The following is a 16,380-nucleotide window of genomic DNA, read 5'->3' as shown; positions in this document are numbered from 1 at the left end:
ACTGTCCACAGTTTAATTTTTCTCCGAAGATGAGCAAAATAATTTGCCCAGCGGGAAAAACTTGCTCATAATATTGTTAATTTTCGTAAAATTACTGACTTTAGGACTAGAATCCTGATATCTACCTAGCTAAACTATCTAGAGTGCATCTGTACTGCTCGTTCATCAAATCCTAGATGTGGCGCTATTGCCTTAATGATTCCAGTACAACTTATCCTCAAAAACTTCCTTAGTTACCGTGATGCTACTTTAGATTTTCGTGGTTTGCATACGGCTTGTATTTGTGGTTCTAATGGCGCAGGTAAATCGTCTCTGCTCGAAGCGATTACATGGGCAATTTGGGGTGAAAGTCGAGCTTCAACGGAAGATGATGTCATCCATGCTGGGGCGAAAGAAGTCCGCGTTGATTTCACATTCCACATTAACCAGCAAAAGTATCGAGTGATTCGCACACGAATTCGCGGTGCAACTAGTGTTTTAGAATTTCAAATTGAAACACCTTCTGGGTTTCGCCCACTCACGGGTAAAGGAGTACGGGCAACCCAGGATTTGATTTTAGAACATATCAAGCTCGATTACGATACTTTTATTAATTCCGCTTATTTGCGTCAAGGCCGTGCTGATGAATTCATGCTGAAGCGCCCGACAGAACGCAAGGAAATTTTAGCGGAGTTGTTAAAACTGACGCAGTATGATGACTTAGAAGAACGAGCCAAAGAATCTTCTCGCCAATTTAAAGCCAGAGCAGAAGAATTAGAACGTTCGTTGGAATCGATTAAAACGCAACTGCAACAGCGAGAATTTACAGCAGCACAAAGAGCAGAATTAGAAGCCGAACTGAATCAGCTGCAACAGGTACAAGCATTTGACAATATTCAACTACAAAGTTTGCAAGTTGTCCAACACCAGCGGCAAAATTGGGAACAACAACTCAGCTTTGTGAGGCAACAATACCAAAATTTAACTCAAGATTGCGATCGCCTCCACCAAGAACAATCATCCGTTAAAACCCAGCTGGCAGATTTGACGGCTACTTTAAATCAAGAAGCAGAAATTAAAAACGGTTACGCCCATTACCAAAGCCTACAATCTCAAGAAGAAGCTTTTGCAGCTAAGTTTGAGCAACACACCCGCGCCACAACACTCCGCCAACAAAAGCAGCAACAACTAACTGGGCAAATTCATGATCTTGAAAGAAAACTGCAACAAGCACAAGCGCAAATTGAGGCGTTAGCACAGCAAGAACAAGAAATTCAGCAAACTCTGAGTAAATCAGGCGAAGTTGAGGCGGCTTTAGGACAACTCAGCGCCGCGCGTCGCCGGGTGGTTCAGTTGGATGAATTGCAAATGCAAGTTTCGCCTTTATTACAACAGCGCCAAAGTTTGCAAAGTCACTTAGATAGAATTCAAGCTAGTTTAATCGCCAGGTTAGAACAAATACAAGCCACAGAAAATCAACTGCAACGCTCCTCACAACGCTACCCCGAACTGCAACAAGCCGTCATGGCTGTAGCAATGCAGATTGAACAAATGGAGAAAGATAAAGTTTATTTGCAACGCATCCAAGAAAAAGGCCAGGAAAGAAGACACTTTATTGAAAGACTGCAAGCACAGCAACGCGAATATGAAAGGTTATTGGGTGAATTAGACCAAAAACTCCAAATGTTGCGTAATCCCGACGCAATTTGTCCTTTGTGCGAACGTCCTTTAGATGAACATCACTGGAATCGAGTCGCAGATAAAACCAAAGCTGAATACAAAGACACCGAAGAACAATTGTGGGTATTTCGGGAACAGATGGCTTGTACAGATCGAGAAATTCAAGTACTCAGGCAGAAATATCGAGAAGTATCCCAAAATCTATCACCTTATGACTCTTTGCGAGAACAGCGCGGACAATTAGCCGCCCAACTGGAATCAACAAGCGATGCTGAAGAACAGTTAAACCAACTAACACAAGAAAGACAACATTTAGAGCGATCGCTCCAAGTTGGTGATTATGCCCACGATAAACAACAAGAACTACGACAATTAGACGAATATCTGCAACAATTAAATTACAATGAGCAAGACCATGCCTTAGCGCGGAGTGAAGTTGAAAGATGGCGCTGGGCGGAAATTAAACAAGGGCAAATTAAGGATGCGCTAAAACGCCAAACACACCTAGCCGCCCGCAAACCAGAATTACAAGCGGCGATCGCCCAATTACAAACTAAAATACAGCAAGAGCAAACTGATTCTGAGTGCGCCCAACAAATTGCCGCCCTTGAACGTCAAATTGCTGAAATTGGTTACAGTTCAGAGCAACATAATAATTTACGTCAAGCAGTCCGCCAAAGCCAAGCTTGGCAGTTACGCTATCAACAATTATTATCTGCCCAACAGCAATATCCTCAACTGCAAGGAAGATTACAAGAACTAGACGCGGCGAAAACTACTCGGTTGAACGAGCGACAAAAACTCGCCAGCCAAATTGATGAAATTGTTCAACAACTAGCCCAGTCAGCCAACCCGATTGAGCAAATTCAAGCTTTAGAACAACAGTTAGCTATCCGCAGGCGACAACTCGATGAACAAATAGCCAAGTTAGGGCGTTTGGAACAACTCGCCCATCAACTAGAAACTTTGCAAGTGCAGTACGAACAACAACAACAACAACTGCAAGCTTGCAAGAAACAATACCGGGTTTACCATGAGTTAGCCCTGGCATTTGGTAAAAATGGTATCCAAGCTTTAATGATTGAAAACGTCTTACCGCAGCTTGAAGCAGAGACAAATCAATTGTTATCCCGATTGAGTGCAAATCAGTTACATGTGCAATTTATTACTCAAAAAGCAGGTAGAAGCGGTAAATCTACCAAGAAGAATGCCAAGCTGATAGATACCTTAGACATTTTAATTGCCGATGCTAAGGGAACACGGGCTTATGAGACTTACTCTGGTGGCGAAGCCTTTAGAATTAACTTTGCCATCCGGTTAGCAATGGCGAAATTGTTAGCACAACGGGCGGGGGCGGCGTTGCAATTGTTAATTATTGACGAAGGCTTTGGTACACAAGATGCAGAGGGATGCGATCGCCTGATTGCAGCTATAAATGCGATCGCCTCTGATTTTGCCTGTATCCTTACAGTAACTCACATGCCCCACCTCAAAGAAGCCTTTCAAGCCAGAATTGAAGTGCATAAAACTCAACAAGGTTCACAGGTGCAGTTGTCGGTTTAGGAAAATAACGTGTTATGAAACTACCTAACCCAGAACGCGCTATCGTTGAAACAGAAAAAATCGCAGCTTATTGTCTCAACTTAGAACATCCAGAAGGAAAGCACAAAGCTCGTGTCTTCAAATCTGCCTTAGACTTAGATTTAAACGATGCAGAAGAACTACAAACCATCCTTTTACAAGCAGTAGTTGACTATGATGCCGTTCCGGGTAAAAGCAATCTATACGGTCAAAAATATATTATTGATTTTCCCCTGAGTCGTTCAGGTAAACAAGCAATTATTCAGAGCGTTTGGATAGTGCGAAATGATGAAAACTTTCCTCGCCTAGTTACCTGTTATGTACTCTAAGCAGTGAGGTAATGCCAATGAAATTATTTGATGTTGTTGCTCTAACAGAAGACTTACTGGAATTAAAATTGTATCGCGGTCAAGTAGGAACGATTGTAGATGAATATGAACCTGGTGTTTTTGAAGTAGAATTTAGCAACTTAACAGGGCAGGCTTATGCAATAGAAACCTTAAATGCTAATCAGCTAATGATTTTATATCATCAACCTATTGGTGAAAGGACATTAGTATAAATGTAGTAACCTGCTAGGCTAATTACTCAAGCCTTTACTACCCAACATTTTAGGAAAAATCTATCAAAAGTAATATTTCTCAATCAATTGATACAGGTAATTTTCTTTTTTGCAATAAATAATTTGGTTTAAAAAAACCTTAAAACTAGCGAGTCATCTTGGTTACATCTGCTACTGTCTCAAGCAGGAGATAGTCGGGAATTATTCATCACTCACTAAAAATTTCATACAAGCGATCGCAACAACAAAGCACAATTTTTTCCTAGATTGGCGCTAGGAATGATTTGTCATGAGTAGGATGGCCGTTATTGCATAGACAACTAAACTAGCTTACTGAACAAAGGCAAAATCCTGTTGTATACGGAAATTTGATATGACTTTAGCAATCTCCCCACAAACAAAGCCTTTAACAGACGAAGAATTGCATAAAATCAACGCCTACTGGCGGGCGGCGAATTATTTGTCAGTAGGGCAAATATATTTACTCGACAATCCACTGCTAAAAGAACCCCTGAAAATAGAACACGTTAAACCCCGACTTTTAGGTCACTGGGGAACTACACCAGGGCTGAATTTTATCTATGTTCACCTCAACCGCATCATCAAAAAATATGATACGGACATGATTTATATTGCCGGGCCTGGTCATGGTGGCCCTGGTTTAGTCGCTAATACCTACCTAGAAGGAACTTACAGCGAATATTACCCCAACATTTCCCAAGATGCTGAGGGAATGCAGCAGCTTTTTAAACAATTCTCTTTTCCTGGTGGGATTCCTAGCCACGTCGCCCCAGAAACCCCTGGTTCAATTCACGAAGGTGGCGAGTTGGGTTATGCCCTAGTTCACGCTTACGGTGCAGCTTTTGACAATCCTGATTTGATTGTGGCGGCGGTTGTGGGTGATGGTGAAGCTGAAACTGGGGCTTTAGCAGCAAGTTGGCACTCGAATAAGTTTCTCAACCCAGCTAATGATGGGGCAGTTTTACCGATTTTGCACCTCAACGGGTATAAAATTGCTAACCCGACACTGCTATCACGGTTAAGTGATGAAGAATTAGAAAGCTTATTTGTGGGCTATGGTTATAAACCTTACTTCGTCGAAGGTTCTGATCCCACCCAAGTTCATCAGCAGATGGCGGCTACATTAGATACAGTCATTTCGGAAATTCAAAACATCCAAAGAGAAGCCCGCATACATGGTTTTACAGAACGTCCACGCTGGCCGATGATTGTGTTGCGAACCCCCAAAGGTTGGACAGGGCCAAAAGAAGTTGATGGGAAGAAAACCGAAGATTTTTGGCGATCGCATCAAGTTCCCTTTGGAGCGATCGCTCAACAGCCAGAACATCTAAAATTATTAGAAGACTGGATGAAGAGTTACAAACCCGAAGAACTCTTCGACACTAACGGCAAACTCATCCCCGAACTCGCCCAATTAGCCCCCACAGATCTGCGGCGGATGGGCGACAATCCCCACGCTAACGGCGGTATCTTGTTGCGTGACTTGAAAATGCCCAATTTCCAAGATTATGCTGTAAATGTCACCCAACCCGGCAAAATCGAAGCAGAAGCCACCAGAGTCATGGGGCAATTTCTGCGGGATGTGATGAAACTCAACATGGAAAGCCGAAACTTCCGCGTTTTTGGCCCTGATGAAACAGCATCCAATCGCTTAGATGCTGTGTTTGAAGTCACAGATAGAACTTGGGTTTCCCAAATCCTGCCCGAAGACGAACACCTATCCCCCAACGGTCGGGTGATGGAAATCCTCAGCGAAACCAGCTGTCAAGGTTGGTTAGAAGGTTATCTTCTCACAGGTCGTCACGGGTTCTTCTCTTGCTACGAAGCATTCATCCACATCATTGACTCCATGTTCAACCAGCACGCCAAATGGTTGAAAACCACCCGTCATATTTCCTGGCGTAGACCGATCGCTTCTCTAAATTATTTACTCACCTCTCATGTTTGGCGGCAAGACCACAACGGCTTCTCGCACCAAGACCCTGGTTTTATCGACCATGTAGTCAACAAAAAATCAGAAGTCATTCGCGTCTATCTTCCCCCCGATGCCAACACCTTACTGTCCGTCACCGACCACTGCTTAAGAAGCCGTAACTACGTCAACGTCATCATCGCCGGGAAACAACCCGCTTTGCAGTATCTTGATATGGATGCAGCCATTAAACACTGCACCAAAGGCATTGGTATTTGGGAATGGGCGAGTAGCGACCAAGGAAGTGAACCAGATGTAGTCATGGCTTGTGCGGGTGATGTGCCTACCTTAGAAACTTTGGCTGCGGTGGATATGCTGCGTCAGTACTTCCCCGACTTAAAAGTTAGGGTGGTTAACGTCGTAGATTTGATGACATTACAGCCAAAAAGTGAGCATCCTCACGGTTTGAGTCCCAAAGACTTCGATACAATTTTCACAACTGATAAACCAGTTATCTTCGCTTTTCATGGCTATCCCTGGTTAATCCATCGGTTGACCTATCGCCATACCAATCATCACAACCTCCATGTGCGTGGCTATAAAGAAGAAGGAACGACCACAACTCCCTTTGACATGGTGGTTCTCAATGACCTCGATCGCTATCATTTAGTTATGGATGTCATCGATCGCGTGCCACAACTAGGTTCCAAAGCAGCATACATCAAACAACGCCTACAAGATAAGCTGATCGAACACAAGCACTACATTTCCCAACACGGCGAAGACCTACCCGAAGTTCGCCACTGGCAATGGCCGTATTAAATTCTGAAGTATGAAGTATGAAGTATGAAATTTCATACTTCATACTTTCCTGAAACCTTAAAAGATGTCTAGCAAAATCAATTTAGGTGTCTAAGACTGTCACGATCAACTCAGTCAGACCAAAATTAACCCAGCTAAATGCAGCGTTGAAACTAAGAACAGACCTGGGTTGTTCTCAAATTAGGAGGTTGAACTTTGACGAAGTTGAAAGTTGGTATTAATGGATTTGGTCGTATTGGTCGGCTAGTGCTGCGTGCTGGCATTTATAACCCTAACATTGAGTTTGTCGGCATTAACGACTTAGTACCACCAGATAACCTGGCTTATCTGTTGAAATACGATTCCACTCACGGTCAGTTTAAAGGCAAGGTGGAAGCCAAGGAAGACGGCATTGTCATTGATGAACATTTTATTCCTTGCGTGTCTGTGAGAAATCCTGCCGAATTACCTTGGGGTAAATTAGGCGTAGACTATGTAGTAGAATCTACCGGACTCTTCACTGATTATGAAGGTGCCAGCAAACACCTGACAGCAGGTGCAAAGCGGGTTATTATCTCTGCCCCAACAAAAGATCCAGACAGAGTTCCAACTTTGTTGATGGGTGTAAATCATGACTTATTCGACCCCAGCAAGCATCTGATCGTTTCCAATGCCAGCTGCACTACAAATTGTCTGGCTCCCATTGCTAAGGTCATCAATGATAACTTCGGTTTAACCGAAGGGTTGATGACTACAGTTCATGCGATGACTGCTACTCAGCCCACCGTAGACGGCCCCAGTAAAAAAGACTGGCGGGGTGGTCGAGGCGCAGCCCAAAATATTATTCCCTCATCCACGGGTGCAGCTAAAGCTGTGGCTTTAGTATTACCAGAGTTAAAGGGTAAGTTAACAGGGATGGCATTGCGTGTTCCTACCCCTGATGTTTCGGTAGTTGACCTCACTTTCAAGACTGCGAAAGCTACCAGTTACAAAGAAATCTGTGCAGCGATGCAGCAAGCTGCGTCAGGTCAATTAGCTGGTATTTTAGGCTACACAGATGAAGAAGTAGTATCTACAGATTTCCAGGGTGATACTCGTTCCAGTATTTTCGATGCAGGTGCTGGAATTGAGCTAAACTCCAACTTCTTCAAAGTTGTTTCTTGGTATGACAACGAATGGGGCTACTCCAATCGGGTAGTAGATCAACTGTTGTCTATGGCACAGAAAGAACAACTATTGGCTGTAGCTGCTTAAAAAGTTTGAAGTGTGAAGTATGAAGTATGAAATTGATACTTCAACTTTTACACTTCAGACTGTATAAAAAAGTGTTTTTACATACAAAAGGAGTGATATGAAGCACAAGTGATATGGATGCAATAGGCAATCGCTCAAGGCATTTGTATCGCAATTTATACCTGAACCCTAATCCCTATGCGTCGAACCAAAATTATTTGCACTGTTGGCCCTGCTAGTTCTGCACCAGAAAAACTGCAAGCGCTTGTCGAAGCTGGAATGAATGTAGCAAGGTTGAATTTTTCACACGGCGCTCATGAATTTCACGGGCAAACGGCTAAGTATTTACGGCAAATTAGTGCCGATCGCCAAAAGCCAGTGGCAATTATGCAAGACCTTTGTGGCCCGAAAATTCGTTTAGGAGTTTTACCACCAGAAGGACTAAATGTCGAAGCTGGTGAAGAAGTCACATTTGTCTTGCAGGACAAAGGCAATAGTATCGACGAACTGCCTTTACCATTGCCCACTTTGTTCGCAATGGTGAGACCGGGGGAACCGATTTTAATTAATGATGGACGCGTCAAATTAATTGTTACTGATCGCGATGCCGATAAAATTCGGGCGTTGGTAAAAATTGGCGGGTTAATTTCCACTCACAAGGGAGTTAATCTGCCAGAAACACCGCTACCCGTGAGTTCAATCACCGAAAAAGACTTGATGGATTTACGCTTTGGCATTCAGATAGGTGTAGATTTTGCGGCGGTTTCCTTTGTGCGATCGCCCCAAGATTTAGAACCAGCCCAGCGTATGATCGAAGCCGCCGGTGCTGCTATACGTTTAATTGCCAAAATCGAAAGACCAGAGGCAGTTGAGCGTTTTGACTCAATCTTACAAGTCGCTGACGGTATTATGATTGCCCGTGGCGATTTAGGGGTAGAAGTGCCAATTCACGAAGTCCCCCTGATTCAAAAGGATATTATTCGCCGTTGTAATCAGGCAGGTAAACCAGTGATTACCGCTACCCAAATGCTAGAGTCGATGATTAGTTCACCAGACCCCACCCGCGCCGAAGCCACCGACGTGGCTAACTCCATTTTGGATGGTACTGATGCCGTCATGCTATCTGGAGAAACAGCCGTCGGACAGTATCCTGAAGCGGCAGTGCAAATTATGCACAACATCGCTGTACGGACAGAACAAGCTTTGCAAGAAGGTGGTAAACATTCCTGGTGTCACGAAGCAGGCAGCCTCAGCGTTACAGAATCGGTGGCAGAAGCAGTATGTCGCATCGCTTATGAAACAGGCGCAAAGGCAATTCTTTGTAATACTACATCTGGCAGTACAGCCAAATTAGTCTCCAAATATCGTCCTTCCGCGCCGATTATTGCCCTCACCCCTGATGAAAATGCCTATCGCCAATTAGCACTTTCTTGGGGAGTTGAACCTATATTCATTCCCCCAGTTCACAATGCGGAGGAAATGTTTATCAACGTCGTCAACACAGTGGCAGATACGGGTTTGGTGAATGAAGGCGATAAAGTGGTGATTACTTCCGGCGTACCAATTGGTAAATCAGGCACAACTAGTTTAATCAAAGTGCATTCTATTGGACAGCCAATTCTAGCCTGACGCAACTAGAATAAGGCTGAGGCTTTGGTCAGCAAATAAGGCAATGATTAAGAAAAATTGCCAAAATCAGAATTTTAGCAACCGTAGAGAGTGTAAATACATAGGGGAATTAGGTAAATCCTACACAGATAATCTTCAAGGAGTTTTTTATGTCTAAAAATTTACTAGAACAATTGCGTGAAGTTACAGTAGTAGTTGCTGATACTGGCGATATTAAAGCCATTGAAAAATTCACACCGCGAGATGCAACCACCAATCCTTCACTGATTACTGCTGCGGCACAAATGCCAGAGTATCAGGATATTGTTGATCAAACATTGCTGCAAGCTAAAAAAGATGCTGGTACTGGTGCTAGTCAAGCAGAAATTGTTTCTTTAGCATTTGATCGCTTGGCGGTATCCTTTGGTTTGAAGATTTTGCAAATCATCCCCGGTCGCGTTTCTACCGAAGTAGATGCCCGCTTGTCTTACGATACAGAAGCCACTGTTGCCAAAGGTAGAGAAATAATTGCCCAGTATAAAAAAGCTGGCATTGGCCCCGAACGCATTTTGATTAAAATTGCTAGTACCTGGGAAGGAATTAAAGCAGCAGAAATTCTAGAAAAAGAAGGCATTCACTGTAACTTAACTCTGTTGTTCGGTTTACATCAAGCGATCGCTTGTGCAGAAGCAGGCGTTACCTTAATTTCTCCCTTCGTCGGTCGGATTCTTGACTGGTACAAGAAATCAACCGGACGCGACAGCTACCCCTCTGCTGAAGATCCAGGCGTAGTATCTGTCACCACAATTTATAACTACTATAAGAAGTTCGGTCATAAAACCGAAGTTATGGGCGCAAGCTTCCGCAATGTTGGCGAAATTACCGAGTTAGCTGGTTGCGACTTACTCACCATTTCTCCCTCTTTGTTAGGTGAATTGCAAGCCACCATCGGCGAACTACCCCGCAAACTCGACCCTTCCAAAGCTACCAGCATGGATATTGCCAAAATCTCCATTGACAAAGCCACCTTCGACAAAATGCACGCCGAAGACCAAATGGCTTACGACAAGTTAGATGAAGGTATCAAAGGATTTACCAAAGCGTTGGAAGACCTAGAAAAACTATTGGCAGAGAGACTATCTAGTTTAGAAGTACCTGCCTAGCCATTAGACTCCTTTTTTTCGCGCATAAGAAGGAGTAACTTAACAAAAAGAATTCTGAATTAAAAATTCAGAATTCTTTTTTTATCTATCTGGCTACAGCTATAAATCTAATTTGCGACTCGTAAATTTAATTTAGAACTCGTAAATCTAATTTGTAACTCGTAAATCTAATTTGTGACTCGTAAATTTAATTTGTAACTCGTAAATCTAATTTGCGACTCGTAAATTTAATTTGTGACTCGTAAATTTAATTTGTGACTCATACATTAGCTTCACAACTGATCAAGCTGCTAATCTGAATAAATTTCACAGCATACACCCGCAATTAACATGATTGCTACTCTAAATACTATAAAACTTATTGTGGCTTGCATTTACTGTTTACTTTTTCCCCTTCTGCCTTCTGGCTCCTGCTGTAAAATGAAACCTGTATAGACCAAGCCTGTTTATCTGGAGACTGTTCATGACAGAGTGTCAAGAATATGACAAAGTACTGCATGGTTCATTGCTGGCTATTGAGATTGGACTAGATACAATCCGCCAACAATGCCAGCATTTTCACCAATGGTTACTAAATCTAGAAAACATATAGCGGTAGTCAGAGATGTTAGGACAATTTCAAAGCCTGAATACTAGTGATCTGCCAAGAGAACTTTGCGTGATGGCAGGCTGCGGGGAACAAGGGGGGAGAAGATTTCCCAAATTCCCCTGCACCCTTACTAGGTCTACATAGCAATATTGGGTTGGTAAACTACTAGAATTTAGATTCCATGATCAAATCCCACATTCTGCATCTCCAATTAACAAAGGAGAAGGCGGAATGTGGGATTAAAGCATTTTTCGGGAAGTCCATCAAAGCCAGTTTTGCAAAGACTCAAACCGAGTAAATTCTGACTCTAGTTGCCATTGAATCCGTGCGCGATCGCTCTTTTGCAAAAAAGTACTGCATCCGGTAGAAACAGAGGTATCACCAGGGGTATCACTGGCACAAGCGGGAACCATTGCCTTAAACTCAGGCGACTTCCAAAGACTATTTCCGGGAGCGAAACTATATTCTAAGCTATTGCGAACCAGTCGCTTGAGGTCTTTATATGCCAGCCCATATCTGGTTGCTGCTAACAGATACTCATGACTCAAATCGATGCGGGAAATGCCTTCATCATCGGAAGCAAGGGTCATTGGTACTCCAGCTTTCCAATACTCCATAAAAGGATGCTGATTTCCCTGGACATTCAAAATGACTTCATTGCTGGTTAGGCAAATTTCAACTAACACGCCGCGTTGTTGCATTTGCTTCATCAACTCAAAAGGACGCTCTTCAAACAGAATATCCACACCATGTCCAACGCGAGATGCCTGTGCTACTTCTACAGCTTGCCGAATATGAAAACGTAAATGCTCAGTTGGAACTAACCCCAAGGTTAACTCTCCAGCATGAAGTGAAACTTTAACATTGGGATATTGGCGTTTGAGAAATTGTAGCATCTGCATTTGCAAGGTGTAGTCACGCAGTGCGATCGGGTGATCCTCTGGAGCGACGAGATTGATCCCAACTACCTGCTTGGATGATGAAGCCAGTGCAAAAGCATAAGCTAACTGAGCAAATACTTCCACCGGTGATTTTGTTCTGGTAGTTTGCTGCAAATAGCGCACCGTGACTGTACATCCAGGCTGTGGCGATGGAGTGCCGCAACCAAGTGTTTTCGCCACTTCACTCTCCAGCTGTGTTAATTGCTGAGAGCCGAGTGTCACTAGCTGAGTTAATCCTCGTTTGAGCAATTGCTCGTGCATCTCTTTGAAGTCTTGATTCCAACCCACTTCACGCCCTAGCTGTCGAACCTCACTCCCCTGAACAGTCAGCATTAACTCTAAATAGGTAATATGCTGCGAAGCTGCCCGATTTGCTACTGACGCGACCATATCATCCCGACGGCTCATAGAGTCTGATATTGTCCCAAAACCACTAAAAGCCTCAAAAAATTGGTCGTGTCCAGATTTGCCAGCAAATTGCAGGTTACGGGTAGACCAACGATTGATTAGGGAGTCATAAACAGAAGTTCGGTTGAACAATTCTGAGGCGGGAAAATAGCTACTGTCCTGATTACAAGCCTTGGGTTCAACTACAGTCCCCACTTTTGGATTCACACAATATCCATCAGTTGCAGCCCACTCTAGATAATGTTCTGCGTACACAGCCCCGCTTAGATGGCTGTGAATATCTCCTCCCTTCGGCATTCGCTGTACAAATGCTCGTAAAGCGGCTGGCTGAGAGCGATGGGCTTCAAACCAACTAGCAGCTTGAGCTTCACTTCGAGTTGAGGACTGCTGCGAATTAGATGTAGATGGGACTTGGGCTGCTACACTGAAGATGAAACAGCTAGAACTCGTTAATACTCCTAAAAAAAAATATAAGGGCGCTCGTCTAAGCATATAGATTTATTTTTTTGTAAAACGATGCTTAGAATAAAGCAAAAAACATCTCGATTAACATTAGATGAAAGTCTATTGCATTTCTCAAAAAACTTTGCTTTTGCGGCTAAATTTGACTCAATTTGGTTGATCAATAGCTCAAAATGGCGCAATTTTCTAGTTCGCCAGTACTTTCAGTAGGTTGAAGAATTCTCAAGGCGATCGCAATCAACGCAATCAATTTCCTTCACCAGAACACATCAACGATCATCCTTTAACAGCACCCTCAAAAAGAATTCTCCAGTGTTGTCAAGAAAGGGTCAAATTTATGAAAATCCTAGTACTAAATGCTGGTTCTAGCAGCCAAAAAAGCTGTTTGTATGAAATAGCCGATGATGCTTTACCCCAAGAAGCACCCAAACCACTTTGGGAAGGCAAAGTTAACTGGACTCAAGACCGAGGTGTGGCAGAAATTGAGGTAAAAACAGCTTCCGGCGCAACTCTGCATGAATCCATATATGGGGATTCACGCCAAGCACACGTTGCTTATATGCTTTATACCCTCAGCCGTGGTGCAACTAAAGTCATTGGACAACTGTCAGAAATTGATGTAGTGGGACATCGTGTGGTTCATGGGGGGCAAGATTACCGCCATAGTGTGGTGATTACAGAAGAAGTTAAAAAGGCGATCGCTCGTCTCTCTAATCTTGCCCCAGCCCACAACCCCGCAGCTTTAGAAGGCATCGAAGCCATTGAAAAAAGTTTGGGCGATGTTACTCAAGTAGCAGTATTTGATACTGGATTTCATTCCACTCTCCCGGATGCTGCTGCAATTTATCCCGGCCCTTATGAATGGGTAGAACAAGGTATTCGCCGCTATGGCTTTCATGGTGTCAGTCATCAATATTGCGCTGGGCGGGCGGCGCAAGTTCTTGGTCGAGATTTAACATCGTTGCGAATCATTAGTTGTCACTTAGGTAATGGTTGTTCGTTAGCCGCAATTAAAGATGGTCGCAGCATTGATACAACAATGGGTTTCACGCCTTTAGACGGGTTAATGATGGGTAGTCGCTGCGGTTCTATCGACCCAGGAATTTTAATTTACCTCATGCGCCAATCTAATTACTCAGCAGAAAGTTTAGATTATGTATTAAATAAAGCATCTGGCTTAAGAGGAATTTCGGGCGTATCGAGCGATTTACCCAAAGTAATTGAAGCGATCGCCCAAGGTAACGACCGCGCCCAACTCGCTTGGGATATTTATGTCCATCGTTTACGCTCTGGGATTGGGGCGATGCTGGCTAGTCTGGGCGGATTAGATGTATTGTTATTTACCGCAGGTATAGGTGAAAAATCTGCGGGAATTCGCCAAGCTGTCTGCGAAGCCTTTGGATTTTTAGGTTTAAAAATTGACCAGGAGAAAAATCAAAATCAACCTGTTGATCAAGATATTGCTACACCTGATTCTACAGTGCGGGTGTTAGTGATACATACCCAAGAAGATTGGGCGATCGCGCAACAATCTTGGCAAATTATGAAAAAGAATGTTTAATAGGTAAAATTAAAATTCATCTCAGCAAAAATAGGCTGTTAATTGAAATTAAAGCATCAGAAAATTTTGTTCATGTCTCTATCTAAGTTTTTTACAGCCTCAATTAATCAGCCTAAAAAACAACGCCCTTGGGGATGGATATCACTACACTTAACACTAAGCTTAGGATTTGCCGTATTCTATAGCATCTTGGGACTACAAAGAGCCTTCAAAACTGAATATGTTGCTCAAGATGATGCCAGAGAATATGTATTTTGGATGCAGCAATTTATCGATCCAGAATTATTTCAACATGATTTAATCGCAGATTATTTCCAATCAATTACGCCATTGGGATATGCCACTTTATATAAACTGATGGCGAATTTCGGCATTAATCCACTTTTGTGCAGTAAAATTATCCCAGTTTTTTTGTGCTTGATTACTACTATCTACTGTTTTAATCTAAGCTTAGAAATTTTTCCCGTACCAGGCTCGGCATTTATTACAACCTTATTATTAAACCAAAGTCTTTGGTTTCAATCTGACTTGGTTTCTGCCACACCCAGGTCTTTTATCTATCCATTGCTGTTGGCTTTTTTATACTATCTAATTAGATGTAATTGGCGAATAAACTGTCTGATAATTATGTTGGCAGGATTATTTTATCCTCCTCTAGTATTTATCTGTATAGGCATTTTATTAATTCGATTACCTAATAATTATTTTTGGCTAGTTACTATCTTGGGATTAGCATTTATCGTGATGTTACCCTATCTTTTAGCTTCATCTAAGTTTGCACCAGTTGTTACAGCAAATCAAGCTTGGATCATGCCAGAACTATGGACAGAAGGCAGACATCCTTTTTTTGACAATAATCTGGCGAGATTTTGGCTAATCGGCCAACATAGTGGCATCTTACCACCGTTAATGCCTCCTCTGATTTGGATGGGTTTGTTTTTCCCACTGGTGCGAGGAAAACTGGAAAAGTTGACAATTCAAGTCAAAATATTGCCACAAATTATCATCGTATCGTTGACATTGTTTTTTGCGGCTCATGCCTTGCTATTGAAGTTATTTTTCCCTACTCGCTACACAGTACATACTTTTAGAATAGTCATGGCGATCGCCGCAGGTATTACCTTAACTTTAATATTGGATCGGTTATTCCAGGCTTATCAGCAAAAACGTAGACTTTGGCAAATTACATTAGCAGTTAGTTTAATCACTTTTTTGTTGCTGTATCCTAACTTTTCTGGACGTTTTCCTACTACTGATTATCGGCAATCTACAGCATCAGCATTGTACAATTTTTTGCAGCAGCAACCTAAAGACAGTTTAGTGGCGACACTCTCAGACGAAGCAGATAACATCCCCACTTTTGCCCAAAGACCTATTTTAGTAGGTAGAGAATATGCCTTGCCTTTTCATTTAGGTTACTATTCCCAGATTCGCCAACGGATTATTGATTTGCTTCATGCTCAATATAACCAAGATTTAACACCAGTAAAACAACTAATTCAAAAATACGGAGTTGATTTCTGGCTGATAGAAAATACATCCTTTCAAGTTGATTATCTCATCAGTAAACCCTGGCTAAAAAGTTTTCAACCAGGGTTTAATGAAGCCATTAGCAATTTGTCTCAGAATAAGATTCCAGCATTAGCAACATTAACAAAACACTGTTCGGTTTTAGAAACAGAAAACTTTATTTTGTTAAAGGCAGACTGTATTCTGGAAGAATAATTTATCAGGACTCACGCAAAAATAAGGTAACTTCGTCATTACGACCGATAGGGAAGTAATCTCCCCTAACGCTGGGATTGCTTCCCTACACTTCATTCCAGTCGCAATGACATTATCGGCGTTGAGTAAGTCCTATTTATTATGTTGTAAAAAC

11 protein-coding genes are annotated in these 16,380 nt (G+C 42.6%); 10 read left to right on the top strand and 1 reads right to left on the bottom strand.

Annotated elements, in window-relative coordinates:
* Positions 1 to 195 precede the first annotated feature (195 nt).
* From sbcC to AC504W_RS24095, 8 genes are all read left to right on the top strand, one after another.
* On the top strand, positions 196 to 3,222 hold the full coding sequence (sbcC, locus tag AC504W_RS24130; protein WP_494874735.1) for an exonuclease subunit SbcC: 3,027 nt from the start codon (positions 196 to 198) through the stop codon (positions 3,220 to 3,222).
* 14 nt (positions 3,223 to 3,236) lie between these two features.
* Positions 3,237 to 3,569 (top strand): DUF6883 domain-containing protein, encoded by a 333-nt coding sequence (locus AC504W_RS24125; protein ID WP_494874734.1) that lies wholly within the window; start codon positions 3,237 to 3,239, stop codon positions 3,567 to 3,569.
* Positions 3,570 to 3,586: 17 nt separating this feature from the next.
* Positions 3,587 to 3,802 (top strand): DUF4926 domain-containing protein, encoded by a 216-nt coding sequence (locus AC504W_RS24120; protein WP_494874733.1) that lies wholly within the window; start codon positions 3,587 to 3,589, stop codon positions 3,800 to 3,802.
* Between the two features lie 373 nt (positions 3,803 to 4,175).
* A complete protein-coding gene (locus AC504W_RS24115; RefSeq protein WP_494874732.1) occupies positions 4,176 to 6,557 on the top strand; it encodes a phosphoketolase family protein in 2,382 nt (793 codons plus the stop codon).
* Between the two features lie 195 nt (positions 6,558 to 6,752).
* A complete protein-coding gene (gene gap, locus AC504W_RS24110; RefSeq protein ID WP_494874730.1) occupies positions 6,753 to 7,790 on the top strand; it encodes a type I glyceraldehyde-3-phosphate dehydrogenase in 1,038 nt (345 codons plus the stop codon).
* Positions 7,791 to 7,967: 177 nt separating this feature from the next.
* Positions 7,968 to 9,398 (top strand): pyruvate kinase, encoded by a 1,431-nt coding sequence (pyk, locus tag AC504W_RS24105; RefSeq protein WP_494874728.1) that lies wholly within the window; start codon positions 7,968 to 7,970, stop codon positions 9,396 to 9,398.
* Positions 9,399 to 9,547: 149 nt separating this feature from the next.
* Entirely contained in the window at positions 9,548 to 10,540 is a 993-nt protein-coding gene (locus AC504W_RS24100; RefSeq protein WP_494874726.1) for a transaldolase, read from the top strand.
* A 463-nt stretch (positions 10,541 to 11,003) separates the two neighbouring features.
* Positions 11,004 to 11,132, top strand: a complete 129-nt coding sequence (locus AC504W_RS24095) for a DUF4276 family protein (protein WP_494874725.1) — start codon at positions 11,004 to 11,006, stop codon at positions 11,130 to 11,132.
* Between the two features lie 260 nt (positions 11,133 to 11,392).
* On the opposite strand, the gene AC504W_RS24090 is transcribed toward AC504W_RS24095, so the two are convergent.
* Positions 11,393 to 12,970 (bottom strand): adenosine deaminase, encoded by a 1,578-nt coding sequence (locus AC504W_RS24090; protein ID WP_494874724.1) that lies wholly within the window; start codon positions 12,968 to 12,970, stop codon positions 11,393 to 11,395.
* A 307-nt stretch (positions 12,971 to 13,277) separates the two neighbouring features.
* Here AC504W_RS24090 and AC504W_RS24085 point away from each other — a divergent pair, with 307 nt between their 5' ends.
* The gene (locus AC504W_RS24085) at positions 13,278 to 14,501 is read left to right on the top strand and encodes an acetate kinase (RefSeq protein ID WP_494878752.1); all 1,224 of its coding nucleotides are present in this window, start codon (positions 13,278 to 13,280) and stop codon (positions 14,499 to 14,501) included.
* A gap of 72 nt (positions 14,502 to 14,573) precedes the next feature.
* Positions 14,574 to 16,226, top strand: coding sequence for a hypothetical protein (locus tag AC504W_RS24080; protein ID WP_494874722.1), 1,653 nt, complete (start codon positions 14,574 to 14,576; stop codon positions 16,224 to 16,226).
* Positions 16,227 to 16,380 lie beyond the last annotated feature (154 nt).

This window comes from Nostoc sp. C96 (assembly GCF_059384975.1).
Note: the sequence above shows the minus strand (reverse complement) of the source record. Positions and strands in the feature narration are given on the sequence as shown.